Here is a 22,225-nt window from a genome sequence, read left to right as displayed (position 1 = left end):
CGACAGGTTTTGGCCTGCCGCTTTTTGTGCTGCGATGGTTTTTCATGAGGCGTTGAAAGCCTGTTTGTCAAGGTTCACGCCCTCGCTACTTATTTTCGTAGCAAGGTTCTATGTCTCCTGACAAAACTCATTTTACCGAAAAAACAGGCTCTCTCCCGTATCTCCAAAACGATGGAAAATGGCTTGAAATCAGCATATTTCCACGCTTATGGAATCATGGTATAATGATGATAAACGGAAGGATTTTCCTGATGAGAGGGGGATTGTGGATGCACACAAAACTGTCTATCCCGGAACGATTAAAGGATTTGCGGGTGGTGGATAAGCACCTAACCCTGGAGCAGCTGGCCGAGCAGACAGGGCTTTCCAAATCTGCTCTCAGCAAATATGAGAGCGACGACTATAAGGACATCAGTCCCTTTGCCATCGCTACGCTGGCGGAATTTTATGGGGTGTCCACCGATTACCTGATGGGGTTGTCGGAAAATAAAAATCACCCAAACACAGAGCTTCAGGCCCTGCATTTGAGTGATGATATGGTTACATTATTGAGCAGCGGAAAAATCAACAACCGGCTGCTGTGTGAGATTGCCACACATGAGAACTTCCAGCGACTGATGACGGATATTGAGATTTTCGTTGACCGGATCGCCGATATGCGAATTGCCCAGATGAATCTGGTGCTGGAGGCCACCCGGCAGGAAGTGATCCGCAGTCATGCGCCGGGGGATAACGACCTTTATGTCCGCACGCTGGAGCTCGGCCAGGTACAGGAGAGTGATTTTTTCAGCCACACGATCCATGATGATCTGGACAGTATCGTTCAGGATATTCGTCAGGCTCATGTCACCGACCGTACCACCGCTGATTCGCAGCCGACTTTCACAGAGGTCAAGGAAAAGTTTGACCGTGCCATGCAGCTGGGCAGTAATGAGGAACGGGTGATTCATGAGTTTTGCGACCAGATGCAAATTCCATTTGACAAGATTGCTTCCGAGGATTTCTCAGCGTTTATGCGGATACTGAGCCTGTCCAAGCTGCTAAAGAATCCTAACAATATGAGGGGAAAGGCCCGAGCACAGGCCCACCATAAAATACAAAAGAAAAAGCAAAAATAAGGTAGCAATATGCCCATATTCAACACCATAAAAAGTAGATGATCGATATGATATATTACGCAAAATCATCTCAAAAAGATGACGCACAGGAGACGGTAAAAAAACATTTACAGGCAGTAGGATCTCTTGCTCAAATATATGGAAAGACTTTTGAAGCGGAAATTCCGGCAGGACTGTGCGGATTATTTCATGATTTCGGTAAGTACAGCTCAGCGTTTCAAAAGGTACTGCAAGGTACCCAGAGCGGTATCGATCACGCGATCAGCAGTGCTGCGTTCCTGTATACCTTTCGAAAAAAAGTATTTCGTCCCATGATTGAAGCCGTTGCCGCCCACCATTCTCACCTTATCAGTCAGGAAGATATGGCCGGGATACTGGATACTATTCTCCAAACAGAAGGACCGGTCACAACTTCCGGCGGAAAACAGGCGGCGCTATGCGGTGTGAAAGCCTATCAGGAAGCAGCGGAAGCCTTCCGTTCGGATTTTCCGGATTTCCGCATTCCAAAAAGTAAGGCGATTTCGCCGCAAAATTCTTTTACCAGTCCGGAAGACGATATGCTGTATACCCGAATGCTGTTTTCCTGTCTGATAGATGCCGATTATACAGCTTCTTCCCACACACCTCCGGAAGAGGGCCCGCCGCTGGACATATCCACTGCTTTGAAAAATCTGTATAACCACTGTGAAGCGCTTCGAAAAAATTCCGGAGCTGACCCAATGCTGAACCAATTCCGTACCCAACTCTTTGAGCGCTGTGGACAGGCCGGAGAACAGAACGGCGGATTATTTACCCTGACAGCTCCAACCGGCACTGGAAAGACCCTGGCGCTGCTTCACTTTGCTCTGCGCCACTGTCAGTATACGGGGAAGCGCCGCATTATTGTTGTGCTGCCTTTTCTCAGCCTCATCGAGCAGAGCGCCCATGTGTACCGGAAAATTATACCTCAGGTAATGGAAGACCATAGTCAGTCCAAGCTGCCGGAGGAACTGAGAGAACACGCCGCCCGCTGGGATCAGCCCTTTCTTATTACTACTTCTGTGCGCTTTTTTGAAGCGCTGTTTTCAGATCATCCCGCCGACTGCCGAAAGCTTCATAATGTGGCAAACAGCGTGATTCTATTTGATGAAGCACAGAGCCTGCCGGTTTCCCTGTTGACGCCTACGCTGAAAACCATGGAGGTACTCTGTGCCCGCTATGGGTGCAGTGTGGTTTTTTCCACCGCCACACAGCCAGACTATACCGGGTTGCGGGAAATTAGCTGGCCCGCTGCAGAACTGCTGCCGGAGCACCGAAATTTTTATAAAGCGTTACGGCGTACATCGGCACGGTGGAACATTGATACCATGACTCCACTGGAAGTGATTGCAGAAAAAATGGCGCAGAATCAAAACGTATGCGCCATTGTTAACCTTCGCGCTCATGCCCGAAAGCTCTATCGCGCCTTAGCAGAGCGCTGCCCAGAGGAGGAGTTATTCCTGCTCAGTACGGACCTTTGTCCGGCGCATCGGACAGAAGTTATCCAGACCATTCACCGGCGCCAGAAAGAAAGACTCCCCTGCCGGGTAGTATCCACGCAATGTATCGAAGCTGGTGTGGATTTGGATTTTCAGCAGCTATATCGAGCATTGGCGCCGCTGGAAGCGATAATTCAGGCCGCCGGGCGATGTAACCGGAACGGTACGGCAGCCTGTGGGGAAATTTTCATCTTTGTGCCGGAGGAAGAGCGGCTTTATCCCGATTCCCATTATGAAAACGGAGCAACTGTCGTCCGCGCCATGCAGATGCAGCAAGCGATTGATCTCAACGACCCCGATTGTATCCGGCGGTATTATCGACAGTTATTTGGTGCTTTTCGAGGTGATAGCAAATCTCAGACATTGGAGCGGGCCATTGCTGAGCGGGATTTTCCGGTCGTGTCCCAAACGTACCGGCTCATACAACAAGGGGGAATCCAGGCACTTGTACCCTATGAAGGGCAGAAAGCGCTTTATCAAAAAGTGCGCGCCCAAGCGCTTGAGACAGGTCTTACCAAGGCCCTGCTGCGGACGGCTGCACCGCTGACGGTCACCTGTTATGACCGGGAATTGGCGGAACGTGTTTGTGAACCGCTCTATTTTGCGGGTGCAGGCCGTCTGGAAAACCGGGAAAGCCCCTATTATGCAGTCCTGTCCGGTCAGGAGGACTGCTATAATTCCAAAATGGGGTTCTGCCCGCCTGCCGAACAAAGTTTACAAAATTTGTTTTGGTGATTTATGGAAAAGTTCAATTGAAAAAGCTGTGCCAAAGTTATAATATTTTAATTAACCTGAGAATTTTAGGTTGAGAATTGAAATAATTATAATATTATAAGTTTTGTTTATAAATGAACAAAACTGGGAAAGAAGGGGATTATTTGGAAGTATGTGTTGAATTCTGGGGAGATTTTGCCTGTTTTTCGCCTCCCTATGAAAAAGTGGAGCGACTATCCTACCCGTTTCCCACGCCGTCGGCAGCCAGAGGAATGCTGTCCGCCATTTACAGTAAGCCGAAAGAATTCTACTGGCAAGTGACCAAAATTGAGGTGCTCTCCCCTATTTCCTACATTAGTTTTAAGCGCAATGAGGTGAAGGAGACCGTTTCCGACAAACCTGTCAACACCGACGACTGCCGCACCCAGCGGCAGACCACCGCTCTGAAAGATGTGCGCTACCGCATTACCGCCGTTATCTGCCCCCGTCCGGATTTTTCCGGCACGGAGAGCCAACTCTATCGGCAGGCGCTGCGCCGCATCCGCAGCGGAAAATGCTTTATGCAGCCGTGTATGGGACTTCGCGAATTTGCTGCCTACTTTGAGGAGAGCGACGGCATCCGCCAACCCATTCCGGAGGATTACGACGCGGGTCTGATGGTCTATGATGTATTCGATCTCCACGACTTTGCCCTCCGAAAAAAGACTTGCCCGAAGCTCTCCCTCTTCCACGCCGTGATGAAACAGGGCATCATTGAAGTGCCCCCTTATGACGACCCGCAGGTGCTGAAAACAGGGGGTGGTCTCCTGTGCTGAGAGCACTGTATGACTACGCCAAGCGAATGGACCTGGTGCTGCCCGCCGGTTACGCCGAAAAAACCATCAAGGCGTTCCTCTGCCTGACCGGAGACGGCCGCTTCGTGGGGGTGCGGATCGACGGCGTCACCCCCTTCCGCTGCCCCGATATTGGAAGCCTGGCTAACGGAACCGACAAGAGCAACCTGTTGGTGGAAAAGGTTAGCGTGGTCTTTCCGGCGGAGCCTTCGCCCAAAAGCCGGTTTTTCCGGGAGGGACTGAAGGACCTGGGGACACAGGAGCCTCTGGCGGAAATCTGCTGCAAAGCCCTCGATGATCCCCAGTGCTGCGCGGACATGGCAGCCGCACTGGAACAACACAAAATCAAGTCTTCGGACCGGATTTCCTTCATGGTGGACAATATCTATCTGGTGGAATGCCCCGCGGTGGAGGCTTGGTGGGAGACCTACCGCCATCAGTTCCAAAAGCCCGGCCAGGCAAAGGACGCTTCCCTCTGCCTGATTACCGGACAGACCACCATCCCTATGGCTACTGTCCCTCCCAATGCTGGCCTTGCTGTGGTGGGCGGCCATCCCAGGGGTGATGCGCTGATCTGCTTCGATAAACCGGCGTTCTGCTCCTACGGCCTGAAAAAAAGCGCCAACGCCCCGGTTTCCGAGGAGGCTTTTGCCCAGGTCAAGGTGGCGCTGGATACTTTATTGAAAGACGCACCGCCCCTTGCGGGCATAAAATTTGTCCATTGGTATGATAAACCTTTGCCGAAACAGCTGCCAGATCCCCTGCCGCCCATTTTCGGCAGTCTGTTGTCCGACGAAGAGGACGAAGAGGAAAGCGGCCCGGAGGAAGAATACGACCGGGCTGTGATGGTGCAGGCCCGGCGGGATGCCGATTCACTGGTCCGCTCGGTGGAAAGCGGACAGGCCGTCGCCGATCTTCCCAACCGGTACTATATCCTGCTTCTCAGCGGAGCAAACGGCCGGGTATTGGTCCGTCAGTTTACCCAGGGCTCCTATGAGGAGCTGAAAGCCAATCTGGACCGGTGGTATGCCGACCTGCGGCTGGTGAACGCAAGCGGTACGGGAGATCTGAAGCCGGTAAAGCTGGCCGCCCGCCTGATCCGTCTTTTAAAACGGCAGAACTCCGACAAAAAGGTGTTTGACCGGCTGCAAAAGGAGCTTCCCGGTCTGACCACCCCTGTTTTCTATGCCATCATACACGGAACGGGGCTGCCTGATTCCGTTGCCGTCCGGGCGCTCCAGCGCATCCGCTCCCAAATGCGCACAGAGGACCCGGACAGAAATGGTCAGTTGGTTCCAGATCCCATTTCCTGCCAGTGGCTGAAAGTCTGGCTGATTCGAACCCACAAGGAGGCTAATCTTATGTCGGAGTACAATCCCAACCATCCCAACCCCGTCTACCACATTGGCGCTATGGTGGCGGTCTATGCAGAGTTGCAGCGCAGGGCCTATCCTAACGTGAATGTCACCGTGGTACAGCGCTTCTTCGCGTCCGCTCAGCAGACTCCCGCGCTGGTATTGGGGCGGTTGGCCAAAATGTCCACCCACCACCTTGCCAAACTGGAAAACAAAGCGGCAGCAGACGCCTACGCCTCCAGGCTTGCCGACATCAGCGCCTGCATTGGAGACCAGATTCCAACGGTACTGGCACTGCCAGAACAGTCCCTATTCGCCCTGGGATATTATCAGATGTCCGCCGCTTTGAACAGCGAACGCCGGGCGCGGTTGACCAAGAAAGCCACCAATGAAAAAGACCACGAGGAGGAGTAAGTTATGGCCATTCAGAATCGCTATGAGTTCCTGTACTATGTCGCCTGTACCAACGCCAACCCTAACGGCGACCCCGACATGGGCAACGCGCCACGCGTCGATCCCCAGACCATGCAGGGGTTTATCACCGACGTAGCCACCAAACGCCGCATCCGCAACTATGTGGAGACCGCCTATGGCGACCAGCCCGGAATGGGCATCATCATCCAGCAGGGCACCAATATCAACCGGCACATCGCGGTTGCCAAGCGTGAAGCGGGGGTGGACGAGTGTGCCAAAAGCAAGGAGGCCATCTATCAGGGCCGGAAGAAGGCATGTGCGCTCTATTACGATGTGCGCACCTTCGGCGCGGTGATGTCCACCGGCCCCAACGCCGGACAGGTGCGGGGCCCGGTGCAGATCACATTTGGCAAGAGTCTGGACCCCATCCTGCCTCTTGACATCTCCATCACCCGTATGGCCATTGCAGAAGATGTAAAAGGCGGAAAAGTGGCGGATTATGAGGCTGACGAAGCAAAACGGGACGAGGATTCCCTGCGTACCATGGGCCGCAAACAGCTAATCCCCTTCGGCCTTTACGAGGTGCGCGGGTTTATCAGTGCAAATCTTGCCGCCGAGACCGGCTTTGACGATAAAGATTTGAATATTCTGCTGGAAGCGATTCTTAATATGTACGAACATGACCACTCGGCCAGCAAGGGAGAAATGTCCGTGGTATCTCCGGTGATTCTGTTCAAGCATGTGGGAACGGACACAGACGAGCAGCAGCGTATCCGCCAGGCAAAACTGGGCTGTGCCCCGGCTCATAAGCTGTTTGAGCTGGTCAAGGTCGCACAAAAGCCCAGTGTGGAAGTGCCCCGTTCCTACCGAGACTATGATGCTGCCATTGATTTGCAGCATGTCCCGGCTGGAGTGGAAGTGGGATTCCGAACCTATCAGGGTACTACGACCTGGGGAAAGCTTCCGGAGGAGGAGAATTGGTTCCATGCCGCTGAATGACCCGGAATATCTGCCCCTTTCTTATCTGTCCCAAACGGGCTATTGCCCAAGAAGAGTCGGCCTTCTGCTGAATGAGCGCATCTGGGTGGAAAACGCAGACACGGCCAAAGGACGGAAGGAACACGAAAGCGTCCACACCCAGCGAATCGAGCGCCGGGGCAGCCAGGTAAAACTCTTTGAATACGCTGTTTTCTCCGATACACTCGGCATTTGTGGAAAATGTGATCTGATTGAAGCCCAGGCAGATCCCTCCGGATGCCGGATTCCTCCAGTGGATTTTCCGGTGCGGCTCTATCCCGTGGAGTACAAACACGGAAAGCTGCGGGACGAGCAGGAGTATAAAATGCAGCTTTGTGCACAGGCCATGTGTCTGGAAGAAATGTACCGCACCGCTATTCCGGAGGGCGCGATCTTTTATCTTTCGTCCCACCGCCGGCAAACGGTACTTTTGGATGAACCCCTGCGCCGGTTGGTACGGGAGACGGCAAAGGAACTGCACCGGATTCGGGAGACGCTGTCGGTCCCGTCAGCCGATTATTCCCAAAAATGCAGACGGTGTTCCCTGCTGGAATATTGTCTGCCCGGCGTCCGGCAGTCTGCCCGCGCTTACTGTGAACAATTGGCACAGGAGGCAAAGGAGATGGAAACAATTTGAAAAAATTACTCAACACGCTCTATCTCCTGACCCCAGACAGCTATCTGTTCTACCGGAACGAGACGATTGCGGTCAAGATCGGCGGTGAGGAAAAGACCGCTGTTCCAGCTAAGGATATAGAAGCCATTGTCTGTTTCGGACAGATGACAGTTTCCACACCCCTGCTGGAATTTTGCGGGGAAAGGGGAATTTCTATCACCTTTTTATCGCCGCATGGACATTTTTGCGGCCGGTTTTACGGTCCGGTCAGCGGCAATGTGCTGCTGCGGAAAAAGCAGTATGAAAGGATTGGCAAACCGGAGTTTGCCAACCAGCTGGTACGGGATATCCTGCTTGGTAAAATCAGAAACAGCAAAACCGTCCTTTTGCGCGCCGCCCGAAAAAATCAGGAGGCATTCCAATCGCTGACGCAGGCCGCCAACCGGCTCAGCGGGCTGGCGGTTCAGTTGGAATCCTGCGATTCGATTGACGCTATGCGGGGAATTGAGGGCGCAGCGGCGGCCATCTATTTTTCCCAGTTTGATTTCATGATACATAGTCCCGCCGGGTTTCGGTTTGAAGCGCGGAGCCGCAGGCCACCCAGAAACGAAGTGAATGCGGTGTTATCCTTTGTCTACACGCTGTTGACGCGAGAAATTTCTTCCGCGCTGGAAACCGTGGGACTGGACCCGGCGGCGGGCTATCTCCATACCCTGCGTCCGGGCAGGCCCTCCTTTGCCCTGGATTTCATCGAGGAATTGCGGGCCCCGCTATGCGACCGATTTACCCTGTCACTGCTGAATCTGGGACAGCTTGGAGAAAAGGACTTTGAAACGGATTCGGAAGCGGTGTTTTTAAACGACCGCGGCAGACGCACCGTACTGAGCAGCTGGCAGAAGCGAAAGGCAGAGACGGTTCAACACCCGTTTCTCCGTGAAAAAATCCCCATCGGAATGATCCCCTATGCCCAGGCCATGCTGTTTGCCCGGGTTCTTCGGGGAGATCTGGATCGATATCCGCCCTTTGCCTGGAGGTAGCATATGCTGCTGGTGATTACTTATGATGTGGATACCACCGATGCGCAGGGGGCAAAACGTTTACGCAAAGTGGCCAAGCTATGTGAGCGAAGTGGGGTTCGGGTGCAAAATTCCGTATTCGAGGTGCTGGTGGATGCCGCACAGCTGGTAGTACTGAAAGCGGAGCTTTCCAAAATCATTGACCATGAGCGAGACTCTGTTCGATTTTATCGCCTGGGAAATTCCTATCAGCATAAGATTGAAACCATGGGGCGTACCCCTTTAGTACAAGCGGGGGAAGCTTTGCTGCTGTAATTGTGCGCCTACTTCGCCCATACAGGAAATCCCGGGAGGTAGGCGCAGAAAAACGAGAGAATCTAACGGAAGAATCCGGAGACTCGCGATCTGCTGTTACGATTTTTCCCTCAAAACAGTTTATTTTTGTTATAAATGCGGCAAAATACTAGACATATTTTGTCTAATTTTGCTGTCGCCCCTCTCGCAGGGGCGTGAATTGAAATTATCATATCCACCTCCGTAACGGTACGTCACCGCCGTGTCGCCCCTCTCGCAGGGGCGTGAATTGAAATCGGTAGCCACGCCCAGCAGGCTATTTGCCCACCGTCGCCCCTCTCGCAGGGGCGTGAATTGAAATACAGGGCCAGTATATCATGGATTGCATACTTATGCGTCGCCCCTCTCGCAGGGGCGTGAATTGAAATTTGTTGATGTGGCGCGCTTGCGGTGCGCGAGCACCAGGTCGCCCCTCTCGCAGGGGCGTGAATTGAAATCGGTAGCCACGCCCAGCAGCCTTATTTGCTCATCTGGTCGCCCCTCTCGCAGGGGCGTGAATTGAAATACAAACGTATGTACTACTCTGCGCGCTTGTTCTGGTCGCCCCTCTCGCAGGGGCGTGAATTGAAATGAGATTGGCGATAAGGGCCTCCCGCAGAGCGGGACGTCGCCCCTCTCGCAGGGGCGTGAATTGAAATAAGCCGCGCCCCGTGGGCCGTAGGTCGGCACGCCCCACGTCGCCCCTCTCGCAGGGGCGTGAATTGAAATCCATTATGCGGGACAGGCAATGTATTGCGGCTAAGTCGCCCCTCTCGCAGGGGCGTGAATTGAAATATATACCTCGCCAAATCCTCATAAGTATAATTTGTCGCCCCTCTCGCAGGGGCGTGAATTGAAATATGGCAGCGCTTGCACAGGGATTGCAGGTTGCCCGTCGCCCCTCTCGCAGGGGCGTGAATTGAAATTCTCGGCTGGCTGCTTTGAGAACTTACAGTCAAAGTCGCCCCTCTCGCAGGGGCGTGAATTGAAATAATGTGGGCGGGCGGGTAGGCGTAGGCAAGCCAGGTCGCCCCTCTCGCAGGGGCGTGAATTGAAATAAGCTCCTTTCTTGCCCACGCCATGGAGTCCGGGTCGCCCCTCTCGCAGGGGCGTGAATTGAAATCAGAAGGCGCTATATCAGACGAATCCGTTTCCGTCGCCCCTCTCGCAGGGGCGTGAATTGAAATACCTTTCTTGTTCGCCCACAGTTCATCAAAGATGTCGCCCCTCTCGCAGGGGCGTGAATTGAAATTTTACCGGCGAGACCGAGAGCCTCAAAGAGCTTGGTCGCCCCTCTCGCAGGGGCGTGAATTGAAATACCGATCAGCTGGCCCTGGCCTCCGGCGACTTCGTCCGGTCGCCCCTCTCGCAGGGGCGTGAATTGAAATGTTTTTGGTGTCCAGCCTGGACACTTATTCGGTTTGTCGCCCCTCTCGCAGGGGCGTGAATTGAAATTTGTCCTCTTCTCCGTCCCCGTTCCCTGCAACTCGTCGCCCCTCTCGCAGGGGCGTGAATTGAAATTTGCGGCAGTTGGTGACCTTAATCTCCAGTCTCTCGTCGCCCCTCTCGCAGGGGCGTGAATTGAAATATTGAAGATGGAGACGGGAAGCAGTCTGGCGAGCGTCGCCCCTCTCGCAGGGGCGTGAATTGAAATACGTACGGATGTACTACTCTGTGCGCTTGTCCTGGTCGCCCCTCTCGCAGGGGCGTGAATTGAAATCGCCAGCGTCCCCGCATGCTCCCGGTCGATGGGGTCGCCCCTCTCGCAGGGGCGTGAATTGAAATTTGTGCGCGGCGAGGACGGACGCTATGCTCTGGTCGCCCCTCTCGCAGGGGCGTGAATTGAAATAGACTGGGCTTGGTGTCCTCGGTGCGGGTGCAGATCGTCGCCCCTCTCGCAGGGGCGTGAATTGAAAAAGAACATTGAAATACAATTTGAGCCGACAAAAGCAGCGCCGATCTTTCCTTGACCGGCGCTGCTCCTTTTAGTGGATACTCCATATTAACCGTTCTATTTGATCACTTCTGTATGTACCGTAGATTTAGAGACACCGAATACCTTGGCGGCGGCGCGCACGGTGGTGCGATTCTCAATGATGTAACAGGCCAGAGCACAGGCCCGCTCCTCGATATTCCCCTTCAAAGACATGCACTCCCTATCCCTCTGAGCTGTTGCCCTATCCTATGAAGGGGGAATGAAAAACATGATGGAAAAAGATAGCCGGGGAGGCATTCCGCAAGGACAGGAGTTCTCCTCCCAACACGCTCCGGGGAAAGATCAAGCCTTTGTTTGAAAAATAAAACCGCACATTTTCTGACAAAATTTTATGCTCCCCTTATGCCGGACCATGCCCGGTCCGACATAAAGGGAGCAGTTTCATTTTTTGCCTATGATCTGAGGCCCCGGCGAAACCTCCGCCGGGGCCTCAGGAGTGAAATCAGCTCATTTGAATTTTTCGCCGTTCAGTTAGACGCGGGCCGGGGGGTGTCCAGCGTCAGATAGAGGGTGGTGCCGCTTACATAGGCATCCACGATCTTGCCGCCGTCCAGCCAGCCCTTCCAGGTGGACCAGAAAGGAACGGTTTTCATGGCGGTAAAGCCGCCGAAAAAGTCCTGGGCTTCCGCGGGGGTATCCACCAGGCTGGTCAGGCTGTTGGGAATGCCATGCCAGTAGTCGGCGATCCAGGGAGTGGTGAAGTGTCCGTTGTAGCCGCTGAGCAGAATGTAGTCGCCGCCGTACTCGGCGTGCAGAATGTCGCACTTCATCAGATTGGGCATCTCTTCCGCCAGACCGGCGCCTATGGTGACGTCAATCTCCTTGATCTGGTAGCTGACTTCCTCATACTGGGCGGTAAGGACGGCGCCGTCCCAGCTTGCGGGCACTTCATCGGCGACGGATTTGTAGATCTCGTTATCCACGCTGTTCCGCCAGCCGGTAAACCGATAGCCGTCGTCCACCACCAGCTCGGGGAAGTTCAGCCAATCATACCAGTAGTCGGAGACGACGGTGTCGGAATTCGCCTCGCCGTCTGCCAGACGGCCATGGTCGCCGGGATCAAAGGTCACGGTGACCAGGGGATGGAAGGTGGCCGTCATATAGTAAGTATTGTTGCGGTTGAGGTTGGTGACGCAGAAGGGATTGGGACTCATGGACCAGCTCAGCATGCCGGTCCATCCGGCAAAGCCATAGCCCTCTTCGGGAATGGCCCGCAGATAGACCACCTGACCGGCGGCCTCGTACTCATCCATCTGCCCCTGGGTGAGCCGAATGGAGTTCGTCGCCTCACCCAGTTCCACCACCGTCTCATCGTCCGAGGCACGGATCTCCAGCTGGATATCGCCGTAGGGAGAGTCGAAGGCGTAGAGGAAGGGATCCGCCGCCTGTGTCGAGGCTGCAAGGGCTGCTGTGGGCAGAAGGCAAAGGGCCATGCAAGCGCTCAGGAAAATCGCCAGGATTCTTTTTCTCATCACTTGTTTTCCTCCTTTTCCATTCATGGTGGGACGGCCTGTCTGCCGGAGCGCCGGCAGAACCGGAACGTTCCAGCTCTCATTCATTTCTGCCCTGCCGCAGGAACGGGACGGCAGGGATATTTTCTACTATTTTGGAAAATGAATGAATTACGGCTTTTTTATCGTAGCATATTTTGTGCAGTTACACAAGGAAAAAAAGAGAGGTCCGTATGTAAAAAGGAGTGCGTACAGACAGACACACCCCCTGGCGCCGATGACGCCGGGGGGTGCTTTACGATGCGCTCAGCGATTGAGCAGCCAGAGGGCGGCGGCCAGCTGAACGAGGAAAATGGCGGGCAGTCCCAACCGGAAATACCAGTGCTTGGTCTTATGGTGAAAAAAGAACATCCCCATGATGGTCCCCACGCTGCCGCCCAGCAGGGCCGTGAGGAAAAAGTTTTTTTCCGGGATGCGCCAGGCGTCCCGTTTTGCCCTGGACTTATCCACACCCATGAGGATGAACCCGCATACATTCGCCGCCAGCAGCCATACCGCTGCCGCGCACAGGAGCAGCTTCTGCACCTTGCTCCACCTCCCTTCGACGAAAGCTCCGTCCAGTATACCAGTTCCCGAAAAATCTGACAAGTAGTTTTCCTTAACGTATGTGGAAAACCTGTGCAAAATGTGGAAAACTCACTGCGTGGGTGCTCTGCGGAAAAACCGCCCTTCCCAACGGGAACAAATGGGCGTAAAATACGACTAATCTGTCAGAAACCATCAAAGGAGGAACCCCTTTCATGAACCGTATCCTGCGTCCCCTGGCTGCCGCCGCCCTGGCGGTGAGCCTGACCGTGCCCAGCCTGGCCGCCGGCATGTCGTCCTTCTCCCCGTCCATCTCCTATACCCCCTTCCCCGACGTGGCCGATTCCGCCTGGTATGCCCCTTATGTCCAACAGGTGGTGGAGCTGGGGCTCATGAACGGCAAGAGCGGCGGCGTGTTTGACCCCAACGGCACCCTGACCCTGGGGGAGGCGGTCACCATGGCCGCCAAGACCTGCGCCATTTACGAGGGTGACCCGGTCCCCACCACCGACTGTCAGCCCTGGTACCAAAACGCCGTAAATTACGCCCTGGAGCAGGGGATTCTGACCCGCGGCGAGTATAAGGACTACACCGCCCCCGCCACCCGCGCCGATATGGCCGGCCTCTTCGCCTGGGCCCTCCCCGCCACCGAGCTCACCCGCATCAACCGCATCGGCGACCTGATGGACGTGGACCAGAACACCGATTCCGCCAGCGAGATCTATCTCCTCTATAACGCCGGCGTTCTCACCGGCAGCGACACCGGCACCTTCCAGCCGGAAAACACCATCGACCGGGCCAGCGCCGCCGCCATCCTCACCCGCCTGGCTCTGCCGGAGAGCCGCAAGACGGTGGTTTCCACATCCTACGCAAACAGTGTGGAAAGTCCCGACGGCGTGTACCGCGTCAACGTCCCCCAGGGCTGGCAGAGCAAGTTCAGCGGCAATGTCTTTACCGCCGCCGGAAACGGCCAGAAGGTGACCATCACCACCGCCGGCCGGACCCAGAGCCTGGACGAGGCGGCCATTTCCCACCTCGACGGGCTGGTCAGCGCCCAGGGCGGCGTGAACCTCACCATCCAGCCCGGCTATGACCTGTTCCGCGGCCTGGCGGCGGTGTCCTTCGGCTATGTGGAAAACGGACTCACCCACGCGGTCTATGTGGTGGAGAACAGCCAGACCACCTGCGTGATCGACCTGGCCTGGCCGGAGGGCGCGGACCTGACCGCCCTGCTGGGCCTGATGGACTCCTTCGACCTGGCAATGTGAGAGAAGAGAGAAAAGAGAAGAGATAGGGGGACGCCGGCGGTGACAGGATGCCGCCATCTCCACTTTTCACTCCTCACTCTTCACTCTTTTCTCCGTATTGCCTTTTGGACGGTGATGGGATATAATAGCAGGGCTAACACACCGAAAGAGGGTTTTTACCGATGAAATTAGGCATTGTGGGACTGCCCAATGTAGGCAAGAGCACCCTGTTCAACGCCATCACCAACGCCGGCGCCGAGAGCGCCAACTATCCCTTCTGCACCATTGACCCCAACGTGGGCGTGGTGGCCGTGCCCGACAGCCGCCTGGACTGGCTGTCCGACTTCTATAAGCCCAAGAAAACCACCCCCGCCGTGGTGGAGTTTGTGGACATCGCCGGTCTGGTCAAGGGCGCCAGCCAGGGCCAGGGCCTGGGCAACAAGTTTTTGGCCAACATCCGGGCCTGCGACGCCATCGTCCATGTGGTCCGCTGCTTTGACGATGAGAACATCATGCACGTGGTGGCCGATACCAGCACCAACGTGCCCGTGGACCCCGCCGGCGACATCGCCGTCATCGACATCGAGCTCATCATGGCCGACGTGGAGATGGTGGAGCGCCGCATCGACAAGGCCCAGAAGGCCTCCAAGGGGGACAAGAAGTTCCTCCACGAGGTGGAGGTGTTCTCCGCCCTGCGGGACTGGCTCAACGACGGCAACTCCGCCCGCTCCTTCCAGTGTGACGAGGACGACGCCGCCCTCATCGCCACCAGCGAGCTTTTGAGCTTAAAACCCATTATCTATGCCGCCAACCTGGACGAGGAGGGCTTCGCCGACTGCCAGTCCAACCCCTACTACAAGATCGTGGAGGAGCTGGCCGCCAAGGAGGAGGCCCAGGTGCTCCCCGTCTGCGCCAAGCTGGAGGCGGAGATCGCCGAGCTGGAGGGCGAGGAAAAGGCCATGTTCCTGGAGGACCTGGGGGTGTCCGAGTCCGGTCTGGACCGGCTCATCAAGGCCAGCTACGCCCTGCTGGGCCTCATCTCCTTCCTCACCGCCGGCGAGGACGAGTGCCGGGCCTGGACCATCAAGAAGGGCACCAAGGCCCCCCAGGCCGCCGGTAAGATCCACACCGACTTTGAGCGGGGCTTCATCCGCGCCGAGGTGGTGTCCTTCGACGATCTGAAGGCCAACGGCTCCATGAACGCCGCCAAGGAAAAGGGCCTGGTGCGGTCCGAGGGCAAGGAGTACGTGATGAAGGACGGCGACATCGTCCTGTTCCGCTTCAACGTCTAAGGCCCTTTTCCTTACTCGCCGCGGCTGCGGCGTACAAGTATTTTGACGCAAGTCAAAATCTTGGCGCAGGGGCAATTCATTTGCCCCGAGCAGATGAAACAGGGCTCCCGCGGAAGCCTTGGCTTCCGTGGGAAAAAAGGGCCTGGTGCGGTCCGAGGGCAAGGAGTACGTGATGAAGGACGGAGACATCGTCCTGTTCCGCTTCAACGTCTGAGGGAGATAAGAGATAAAAAGAGAAGAGATAAGAGATAGAGGACGTTCCTCATCTCTTATCTCTTTTTGTTTTTCAGCAAACCGTTTTACACTTTTATAAAAATAGAGATAGGAAAAAGTCACAGAGCCTTTCCCTATCTCTTATCTCTTATCTGGTCAAAGCCTCTGCCAGGGCGGCGCATAGGGGGAGGGTCACGACGGACAGCAGGGTGGACAGGGAGACCAGCTGGGCGGCGGAGGGGGTGTCCTGCTCAAAGCGCTGGGCAAACATACTGGTGACGCCGGCGGTGGGGGTGCCGGCCAGGATAACCATGGTGGCGTAGAGCAGGGGGTCCATGTGCAGGGGCAGCAGGACCAGGGCGGTCACCGCCGGGCAGAGGAGGAGCCGGAAGGCGCAGGAGGCGTACAGCCGGGGCTGCCGGAAGATGGACAAAAGGTCGCTGCGGGCCATCTGGGCGCCGATGACCACCATGGCCAGGGGGGTATTCAGGTCGGCCAGGAAGGAGACGGCGGAGTTGACCATGGAGGGCAGACGCCAGCCGGTGAGGAAGAGGGGCAGGGCGATGAGCAGCGGAATGACGCCGGGATTGAGGAAGGTGCTCTTCAGGGAGAGGGCGGAGGGACCGCCCATGATAAAGACGCCGTGGATCCAGTAGGTGACGGTAAAGATGGCCAGTACAAAGACCACAAAGACCACCGCGTCGTCCCCCAGCACCGCCTGGACCAGGGGGATGCCCATAAAGCCCAGGTTGCCGTATACCGCGCCGAACTGGAGGACCGAACGGGTCTTGGGGGGCTGTTTGCGGAAGGTGGGAAGAGACATGAGGATATAGAGGAGATACAGGCCCACCGAGGCGGCCACGCACAGCAGGACCGAATGGGTGAGCTGGGGGTCCCGGTCCACCTGGAGGGACTCGATGATAATACAGGGGGCCACAAAATAGAGCAGCAGATAGGTACATTCAGTCACACCGTGGGAGGTGAGCTTATTTTTCCTGGCAAGGAAAAATCCCACCCCCATCAGCAAAAACAGGGTGATGACCTGAGAAAAAACCACCCAGATCCGTTCCAGCATATGAGAAACTCCTTTCCGCCGGCCAAAACCGGACGCACTATTATACCCTGCCTTTTCTAAAAGATAAAGAGCAGAATTTCTCAATTTCCTGTATCGGTACAGGGAAAGCCGTGTTATACTCAAAAGAAGAAGCGAATAAAGGAGGCTGATCGCTTTGGAAGGACGGGAACTCTCCTGGCGGGAGCGGGGCCGGCTGTGGCTCCGCCTGGTGGTGCGGCTGCTGCTGGCGGCGGCGGTAATTTTGCTGGTGGTCTATGCCGGTCCGCCGCTGCTGTCCCTGTTTATGCCCTTTGTGCTGGCTTTCGGGGTGGCCTGGATGCTCAATCCCCTGGTGCGGACCCTGCAAAAAAAGCTGGGGATTTCCCGCAAATTCTGGTCGCTGCTGGTCATCCTGCTGATTTTAGGCGGTGTCAGCGGGATCGTGGCCGTTTTCATCTGGAACATTGCAACCGAGCTGATGAGTCTGGCCAACAACTATCAGGCCCTTATCCTCCAGTTTCAGGAGGCGGGGGACGCCCTCAGCGCCTTTTTGTCCAACACCTTCGGTTTGGTGCCTGAGGAGGTCCTGGCGTTCGGCGAGCAGCTGCTGACCCAGCTGACCGCCTGGCTTCAGGAGTGGTTGCCCACGCTGCTTTCGGCGGCGGGTGTGGGCGCGGCGGTGCTGGTGCGGGAGACCCCCTCCTTTTTGGTGGCGGCGGTGGTCTTTTTGATGGGCTCTTATTTCATCAGCGCCGACTATCCCGCCATCCGCTATCGGATCTCCCGCATCTTCCCCACCGGCTCCCGCCAATTTTTGGGTGAGGTCAAGGAGGCCGCCTCCTCCGCCTTCGGCGGCTATGTCCGGGCCCAGTTCTTTTTGTCGGTGGTGGTCTTTTTCATTTTACTGGTGGGCTTTGTCATCATTGGACAGCCCTATAATCTGCTGCTGGCCTTTTTGCTGGCGGTGATGGATTTTATCCCCATTATCGGCGCGGGCACCGTCATGGTCCCCTGGGCGGTCATTGACCTGCTCACCGGCGAGGTGCGCCACGCCGTGGAGCTGCTGGTCATTTGGGGAATCATCGCCCTGTTCCGCCGGGTGGCCGAGCCCAAATTCGTGGGCGACCAGACGGGCCTCTCCCCCATTTTGTCTCTTATCAGCATTTATGTGGGAATGCGTCTGGCGGGGGTGCTGGGGATGATCCTGGGGCCGGTGGCGTGTATGGTGCTGCTGAGTGTGGTCCGGCTGGGGATTTTCCGCCCGACGGCGGAGGATCTGCGCCTGGCGGCCACCGATCTGGCCGCCTTCCTCCGCCACCGGCCGGAGCAGGAAAAGGAGGCAAAAAAATAAGCCGCTTTCCCGTGCCGCAGGCCTATAACCGCGCTGTTCTATAAAAAAAGTTTCAGCTCCTTTCCGAAAAAGGGGAATTCAAAAAACGTGTAAAGTTTCTTCATGATTTATACATAATTATCGGGTATTCTTGAGACACCTTCAGGAAGCAAGGTTATGAAAGGAACGATAAGTTATGTATGACGATCGGTTTGAGTCTGAATATAATCCCAACCATTCTTCCGCCGCGCCGCAGGAGCCTGTCTCCCCCGCGGATGCGCAGAACGTGTACCAGAACGCCGGCCAGCCGGTGAATGACCAGAACGTGTACCAGAATGCCGGCCAGCCGGTGAATGACCAGAACGTGTACCAGAACGCCGGCCAGCCGGTGAATGACCAGAACATGTACCAGAACAACGCCGGCCAGCCGATGAACGGCGCGGGATGGGTTCCCCAGCCTCAGAATTTTGGCGGCGGCAATGTGCCTCCTTATTATAACGGCATGAACGGCGATTCCCCCATGGGCAGCGTACCGCCTCAGCCCCCCAGAAAGAAAAAGAAAAAGGGCGCGGCAAAATTTGTTGCCCTTGGCCTGTGCCTGGCGCTGCTGGGCGGCATGGTGGGTACGGTAGGCACCCTGGCGGCCACCGGCAGACTGTTTGGCGGCTCCACCACCCTCTATGAGGGCACCGTGGTGCCCACCGCCGTCAAGATGGCCAGCATCGACGGACAGACCACCCTGACCCTCCCCGAGATCTACGCCACCAACGTGGGCTCCACCGTGGGTATCACCACCGAACTGGTGACCACCAACTATTGGGGCCAGCCCGTCTCCGAGGCCGCCGCCGGCTCCGGCTTCGTCATCAGCTCCGACGGCTACATCCTGACCAACTACCACGTCATTGACGGCGCGGACTCCATTGAAGTGGCCTTCATCAACGGCGACAGCTACCAGGCCAAGCTGGTGGGCGGCGATGAGGAGCAGGACATCGCCGTGCTGAAGATTGAGGCCACCGGCCTGACCCCCGTGGTGCTGGGCGACTCCTCCGCCCTCCATGTGGGCGACCAGGTGTGCGCCATCGGTAACCCTCTGGGTGAGCTGACGTACAGCTTTACCGTGGGCTATGTCTCCGCCCTGGACCGCAACATCACCATGACCGACGGCGAGGTCATGAACATGATCCAGACCGACACCGCCATCAACTCGGGCAACTCCGGCGGCCCCCTCTTCAACCAGTACGGCGAGGTGGTGGGCATCACCTCCGCCAAGCTGTCCTCCTCCGGTTCCTCCAGCGAGGCCTCCATTGAGGGCCTGGGCTTTGCCATCCCCATCAACGACATCAAGGACATGGTGACCAGCATCATTGAATACGGCTATGTGACCGGTAAGCCCTCCATGGGCACCACCGTGGCCACCGTTACCCAGAGCGACGCGGCCCGCTACGGCTGGCCGGTGGGTGTGTACGTCAACAGCGTGGAAGAGGGTTCCGCCGCCGAGAAGGCCGGACTCCAGCAGGGCGACATCATTACCGCCATTGACGGTACCGAGATCACCCAGATCAGCGACCTGAAGGGCGCCCTCAAGAACTATAAGGCGGGCGATACCGCCACACTCACCCTGGACCGCAACGGCAAGACCGACACGGTGGAGATCACCTTTGACGAGGCCGCGCCGGACACCACCACCACTGATACCGCCACCGACACCGACGCCCAGAGCGGCGCCACCCAGGGCTCCAGCGGCTGGGGATACGGGAACCCCTTCGGCGGCTTCGGCTACTAACCTCCTTCCTTTCGCCCTACTTTCTTTCGAGAAAGAAAGTAGGCAAAGAAAGCTTAAATCTGGCCCCGGACAAGCCCCGGACCATCGGTCCGGGGCCTGCTTTTGCCGTTTGAAGAAAGAGGGGGGCTCAGGACAGCAAAGACGCGCCCCATCTCTTATCTTTATATCTCTTATCTCCTCAGTCCTTTGGGGTGAGGCGGTGCTTGGTGCCGTCCGGCTCCACAATGTAGGTGTTGTCCAGCTGGGCCTCCAGGTTCTTGCGGACCGCCGCCACATAGGCCTGGCGTAAAATGGCCTGCTCGGTCCGTTCCTCGGGGGTCAGGCCCTCGGGGGTCTTGGCCTTGCGGGCCAGGGCGTTGATGCGGTCGATCTGTTCTTGAGAGATCATGGTGTTGCGTTCCTTTCTTTTCTTTCAAAGCGGTCAGAGGTACCGCTCCAACTCAATGGGGATGCGGCCCTTTTTGGTGGGGCTGCCCAGGGACTTGACCCGGCATTTGCCCAGCCCCCGGCAGGAGATCACGTCGCCCGCCTGGACCGGCCGGTCCGGCTTGGCGCATTCCCGGTGGTTGAGCTGCACCCGCCCGGCGGCGATGAGCTCGGCGGCCTTTCCACGGGAGGTGGAAAACCCCGTTGCCGCCGCCGCGTCCAGCCGTGGGGAGGACACCGTATCCCGGATGGTTTTGACCGTCACCGCCGGCGGCTCCACCGCCTCCAGCGGAAGAGGGACCGTTTTCAGCTTGGTCCGGCCGGCGCTCTCCAGGTGGAGGAGCAGAAAATCCTCCACCTCCCCCAGAAGAAGGATGTCGCAGTGGTCGGAAAAGACCAGCAGGTCACCGATGGTCTCCCGGGTGATGCCCTGGCCCAGAATGGCCCCTAAAAAATCCCGGTGGCTCAGTCCGCTGTCGGCGGGAAAGGTACACCGCAGGGCCCGCAGCGTCCCCTCCCCCTGCCCTTCCAGCGCCAGCACATCCTCCGGCGTTTGCCAGTCGGGCAAAAACCAGCATACCGTCCGCTCCGCTTCGGGGAAGCCCCCGTAAAAGAGGTGGGAGGGATGTCCCGCCGCGGCGATCAGATTTTCCACATCCGCACGTTCCGAGGGGGACAAAAAGTGGGTGTGGGCGGGGATGTTCCGCTTTTGCGCCTCGTCCAGCTTGTCCAGCGTCCGGGCCAGCAGCAGCCGGCTCTCCCCGTCCCGGGCCAGCCGGTCTAAAAGCTCGGTCTTGCTCCGCTTCATGTCTTTACAAAGTAGGCCAGGCCGGCCGCGCCGGGGCCCACATGGGTGCCCACCACCGCGCCGATGCTGCTGGGGCACAGCTGCGCGCCGGCGGTCTCCTTTTGGAAGAAGGCCATGCACTCCTCCATGGCGGAGGGCATGTTGGTATGGCCGAAGGCCACGGGGAGGGAGGTGTCGATGGCCTCTTTTTCCTCCAGCCACTTGCGGATGAACTGGAAGCCCGCCTTGCGGCCCCGGCTCTTGCCCACCGACACCACCAGGCCGTTTTCGATGGAGATGATGGGAGTGATGCCCAGGATACCGCCCACCATGGCGGTGACGCCCGAGATGCGGCCCCCCATTTTCAGGTAGCGCAGGGTATCCACCACCGCCAGCAGACGGCAGCGGGGGGCCAGGGCTTCCATCTCCGCCGCCAGCTCGGCCAGGGAGAAACCCTGGTCCCGCAGACGGCAGGCGGTCTCCACCAGCAGACCCAGGCCGAAGGTGACGGTGTGGGTGTCCACGATGGCGATGTTCTCCTCCCCCACGATGCCCCGGGCGATCATGGCGGACTGGTAAGTACCGGACATCTCGCTGGAAATAAAGAGCCCCAATACCTGTCCGCCGTCGGCGGTGAGGCGCTGGAAGGCGTCCACGAAGGTTTCAGGGGGGATCTGGGCGGTGGTGGGCAGGGTGTCCGCCTTGGAGAGCCGGTCAAAGAATTCCTCGCTGGTGATGTCCACCCCGTCTCGGAAGCTCTCCTCCCCGAAAAGGACGGTCAGGGGCAGAATCTCCACCCCCAGCTGGGCGGCGCGGGTCAGGCCGATATCGCTGGTGCTGTCGGTCAGAATATGGATCATGGTAAAAACCTCTCTTTATCATGTTCATAGGCATTTATGGTGGGTTCCTGGTGCCATTATACCGAAGGACGAAATAAAGTGCAAGGGAAAGGAAAGACATATCCCGCCTATGAAGCGCATAGATTGTCCGTACAAAACGCACAGAAGAGAGGAGGACAAGGAATGAGACGAGGGGAGCTGGACTGGGGCAGGGTGCTGCGGCAGGGCGGTGCCTGTTTTATGGCCACGGCGGCGGTGTGTACGCTGGCCCTGGGGGCGGGTGCCGGGG

General features: G+C 57.1%; 18 protein-coding genes, 2 pseudogenes and 1 CRISPR repeat array. Of the genes and pseudogenes, 13 read left to right on the top strand and 7 right to left on the bottom strand.

What is annotated here, in order from left to right; genetic code table 11:
• Positions 1-269: 269 nt before the first annotated feature.
• The 8 genes from H7U37_RS11025 to cas2 all read left to right on the top strand — a co-directional run bounded on the left by H7U37_RS11025 (position 270) and on the right by cas2 (position 8,915).
• Positions 270-1,118, top strand: a complete 849-nt coding sequence (locus H7U37_RS11025) for a helix-turn-helix domain-containing protein (RefSeq protein WP_204875656.1) — start codon at positions 270-272, stop codon at positions 1,116-1,118.
• A 38-nt stretch (positions 1,119-1,156) separates the two neighbouring features.
• Complete coding sequence (gene cas3 / locus H7U37_RS11020; protein ID WP_204875655.1) at positions 1,157-3,370, top strand: CRISPR-associated helicase Cas3'; 2,214 nt, start codon at positions 1,157-1,159, stop codon at positions 3,368-3,370.
• Between the two features lie 143 nt (positions 3,371-3,513).
• Positions 3,514-4,164: a type I-C CRISPR-associated protein Cas5c gene (cas5c, locus tag H7U37_RS11015; protein WP_204875653.1), complete on the top strand. Its 651-nt coding sequence runs from the start codon at positions 3,514-3,516 to the stop codon at positions 4,162-4,164.
• Entirely contained in the window at positions 4,158-5,951 is a 1,794-nt protein-coding gene (gene cas8c / locus H7U37_RS11010) for a type I-C CRISPR-associated protein Cas8c/Csd1 (RefSeq protein WP_204875651.1), read from the top strand. Before cas5c ends, cas8c begins: the two co-directional genes overlap by 7 nt.
• Positions 5,952-5,954: 3 nt before the next feature.
• The gene (gene cas7c, locus H7U37_RS11005; RefSeq protein WP_204875649.1) at positions 5,955-6,950 is read left to right on the top strand and encodes a type I-C CRISPR-associated protein Cas7/Csd2; all 996 of its coding nucleotides are present in this window, start codon (positions 5,955-5,957) and stop codon (positions 6,948-6,950) included.
• The gene (gene cas4 / locus H7U37_RS11000) at positions 6,937-7,605 is read left to right on the top strand and encodes a CRISPR-associated protein Cas4 (RefSeq protein WP_204875647.1); all 669 of its coding nucleotides are present in this window, start codon (positions 6,937-6,939) and stop codon (positions 7,603-7,605) included. The genes cas7c and cas4 overlap by 14 nt, the downstream gene beginning before the upstream one ends.
• A complete protein-coding gene (cas1c, locus tag H7U37_RS10995; protein WP_204875646.1) occupies positions 7,602-8,621 on the top strand; it encodes a type I-C CRISPR-associated endonuclease Cas1c in 1,020 nt (339 codons plus the stop codon). The genes cas4 and cas1c overlap by 4 nt, the downstream gene beginning before the upstream one ends.
• A gap of 3 nt (positions 8,622-8,624) precedes the next feature.
• Positions 8,625-8,915, top strand: a complete 291-nt coding sequence (gene cas2 / locus H7U37_RS10990; RefSeq protein ID WP_204875645.1) for a CRISPR-associated endonuclease Cas2 — start codon at positions 8,625-8,627, stop codon at positions 8,913-8,915.
• 174 nt (positions 8,916-9,089) lie between these two features.
• Positions 9,090-10,850: a CRISPR direct-repeat array (repeat unit 32 nt; unit sequence GTCGCCCCTCTCGCAGGGGCGTGAATTGAAAT).
• Positions 10,851-10,953: 103 nt separating this feature from the next.
• Here the strand turns inward: cas2 and H7U37_RS10985 are convergent.
• From H7U37_RS10985 to H7U37_RS10975, 3 genes and pseudogenes are all read right to left on the bottom strand, one after another.
• Positions 10,954-11,076 (bottom strand): annotated as a pseudogene (locus H7U37_RS10985) (sporulation transcriptional regulator SpoIIID); the annotation flags it as partial.
• A gap of 320 nt (positions 11,077-11,396) precedes the next feature.
• On the bottom strand, positions 11,397-12,401 hold the full coding sequence (locus tag H7U37_RS10980) for an InlB B-repeat-containing protein (RefSeq protein WP_204875643.1): 1,005 nt from the start codon (positions 12,399-12,401) through the stop codon (positions 11,397-11,399).
• A gap of 285 nt (positions 12,402-12,686) precedes the next feature.
• Positions 12,687-12,965, bottom strand: coding sequence for a DUF1294 domain-containing protein (locus tag H7U37_RS10975; protein WP_338049825.1), 279 nt, complete (start codon positions 12,963-12,965; stop codon positions 12,687-12,689).
• A 215-nt stretch (positions 12,966-13,180) separates the two neighbouring features.
• On the opposite strand from H7U37_RS10975, the gene H7U37_RS10970 reads away from it, so the two are divergent.
• The 3 genes and pseudogenes from H7U37_RS10970 to H7U37_RS10960 all read left to right on the top strand — a co-directional run.
• On the top strand, positions 13,181-14,233 hold the full coding sequence (locus H7U37_RS10970; RefSeq protein WP_204875642.1) for an S-layer homology domain-containing protein: 1,053 nt from the start codon (positions 13,181-13,183) through the stop codon (positions 14,231-14,233).
• Between the two features lie 161 nt (positions 14,234-14,394).
• Complete coding sequence (ychF, locus tag H7U37_RS10965) at positions 14,395-15,504, top strand: redox-regulated ATPase YchF (RefSeq protein WP_204875641.1); 1,110 nt, start codon at positions 14,395-14,397, stop codon at positions 15,502-15,504.
• 130 nt (positions 15,505-15,634) lie between these two features.
• Positions 15,635-15,718, top strand: a pseudogene (locus tag H7U37_RS10960) (DUF933 domain-containing protein); the annotation flags it as partial.
• Positions 15,719-15,865: 147 nt separating this feature from the next.
• Here H7U37_RS10960 and H7U37_RS10955 read toward each other — a convergent pair.
• Positions 15,866-16,792, bottom strand: coding sequence for an AEC family transporter (locus H7U37_RS10955; RefSeq protein ID WP_204875639.1), 927 nt, complete (start codon positions 16,790-16,792; stop codon positions 15,866-15,868).
• A 154-nt stretch (positions 16,793-16,946) separates the two neighbouring features.
• Between H7U37_RS10955 and ytvI the strand changes: the two genes are divergently transcribed.
• Both ytvI and H7U37_RS10945 read left to right on the top strand, forming a co-directional pair.
• A complete protein-coding gene (gene ytvI, locus H7U37_RS10950) occupies positions 16,947-18,122 on the top strand; it encodes a sporulation integral membrane protein YtvI (RefSeq protein WP_204875638.1) in 1,176 nt (391 codons plus the stop codon).
• 175 nt (positions 18,123-18,297) lie between these two features.
• Positions 18,298-19,884 carry a S1C family serine protease gene (locus H7U37_RS10945; RefSeq protein WP_243413585.1) on the top strand — a complete coding sequence of 529 codons (1,587 nt, stop codon included), beginning with the start codon at positions 18,298-18,300 and terminating at the stop codon, positions 19,882-19,884.
• A 178-nt stretch (positions 19,885-20,062) separates the two neighbouring features.
• Here the strand turns inward: H7U37_RS10945 and H7U37_RS10940 are convergent, their stop codons facing one another.
• From H7U37_RS10940 to H7U37_RS10930, 3 genes are read right to left on the bottom strand one after another with little or no spacing between them, the layout of a single operon-like run.
• Complete coding sequence (locus H7U37_RS10940; RefSeq protein ID WP_207752000.1) at positions 20,063-20,272, bottom strand: DUF896 domain-containing protein; 210 nt, start codon at positions 20,270-20,272, stop codon at positions 20,063-20,065.
• A gap of 33 nt (positions 20,273-20,305) precedes the next feature.
• Positions 20,306-21,118, bottom strand: coding sequence for a YlmH family RNA-binding protein (locus tag H7U37_RS10935; protein WP_204875637.1), 813 nt, complete (start codon positions 21,116-21,118; stop codon positions 20,306-20,308).
• Entirely contained in the window at positions 21,115-21,957 is an 843-nt protein-coding gene (locus H7U37_RS10930; RefSeq protein ID WP_204875636.1) for a DegV family protein, read from the bottom strand. Before H7U37_RS10930 ends, H7U37_RS10935 begins: the two co-directional genes overlap by 4 nt.
• Positions 21,958-22,225 lie beyond the last annotated feature (268 nt).

The organism is Pseudoflavonifractor phocaeensis (genome assembly GCF_016901735.1).
In the GTDB taxonomy this organism is placed as follows: domain Bacteria; phylum Bacillota; class Clostridia; order Oscillospirales; family Oscillospiraceae; genus Pseudoflavonifractor_A.
This window is presented reverse-complemented; position numbering and strand designations above follow the sequence as displayed.

Bases quoted from the DNA above. Each gene is read 5' to 3' on its own strand.
- H7U37_RS11025 (WP_204875656.1), top strand. From the start codon at position 270: ATGCACACAAAACTGTCTATCCCGGAACGATTAAAGGATTTGCGGGTG.
- cas3 (WP_204875655.1), top strand. From the start codon at position 1,157: ATGATCGATATGATATATTACGCAAAATCATCTCAAAAAGATGACGCA.
- cas7c (WP_204875649.1), top strand. From the start codon at position 5,955: ATGGCCATTCAGAATCGCTATGAGTTCCTGTACTATGTCGCCTGTACC.
- cas4 (WP_204875647.1), top strand. From the start codon at position 6,937: ATGCCGCTGAATGACCCGGAATATCTGCCCCTTTCTTATCTGTCCCAA.
- cas2 (WP_204875645.1), top strand. From the start codon at position 8,625: ATGCTGCTGGTGATTACTTATGATGTGGATACCACCGATGCGCAGGGG.
- H7U37_RS10980 (WP_204875643.1), bottom strand. From the start codon at position 12,401: ATGAGAAAAAGAATCCTGGCGATTTTCCTGAGCGCTTGCATGGCCCTT.
- H7U37_RS10970 (WP_204875642.1), top strand. From the start codon at position 13,181: ATGAACCGTATCCTGCGTCCCCTGGCTGCCGCCGCCCTGGCGGTGAGC.
- ychF (WP_204875641.1), top strand. From the start codon at position 14,395: ATGAAATTAGGCATTGTGGGACTGCCCAATGTAGGCAAGAGCACCCTG.
- H7U37_RS10955 (WP_204875639.1), bottom strand. From the start codon at position 16,792: ATGCTGGAACGGATCTGGGTGGTTTTTTCTCAGGTCATCACCCTGTTT.
- H7U37_RS10945 (WP_243413585.1), top strand. From the start codon at position 18,298: ATGTATGACGATCGGTTTGAGTCTGAATATAATCCCAACCATTCTTCC.
- H7U37_RS10940 (WP_207752000.1), bottom strand. From the start codon at position 20,272: ATGATCTCTCAAGAACAGATCGACCGCATCAACGCCCTGGCCCGCAAG.
- H7U37_RS10935 (WP_204875637.1), bottom strand. From the start codon at position 21,118: ATGAAGCGGAGCAAGACCGAGCTTTTAGACCGGCTGGCCCGGGACGGG.
- H7U37_RS10930 (WP_204875636.1), bottom strand. From the start codon at position 21,957: ATGATCCATATTCTGACCGACAGCACCAGCGATATCGGCCTGACCCGC.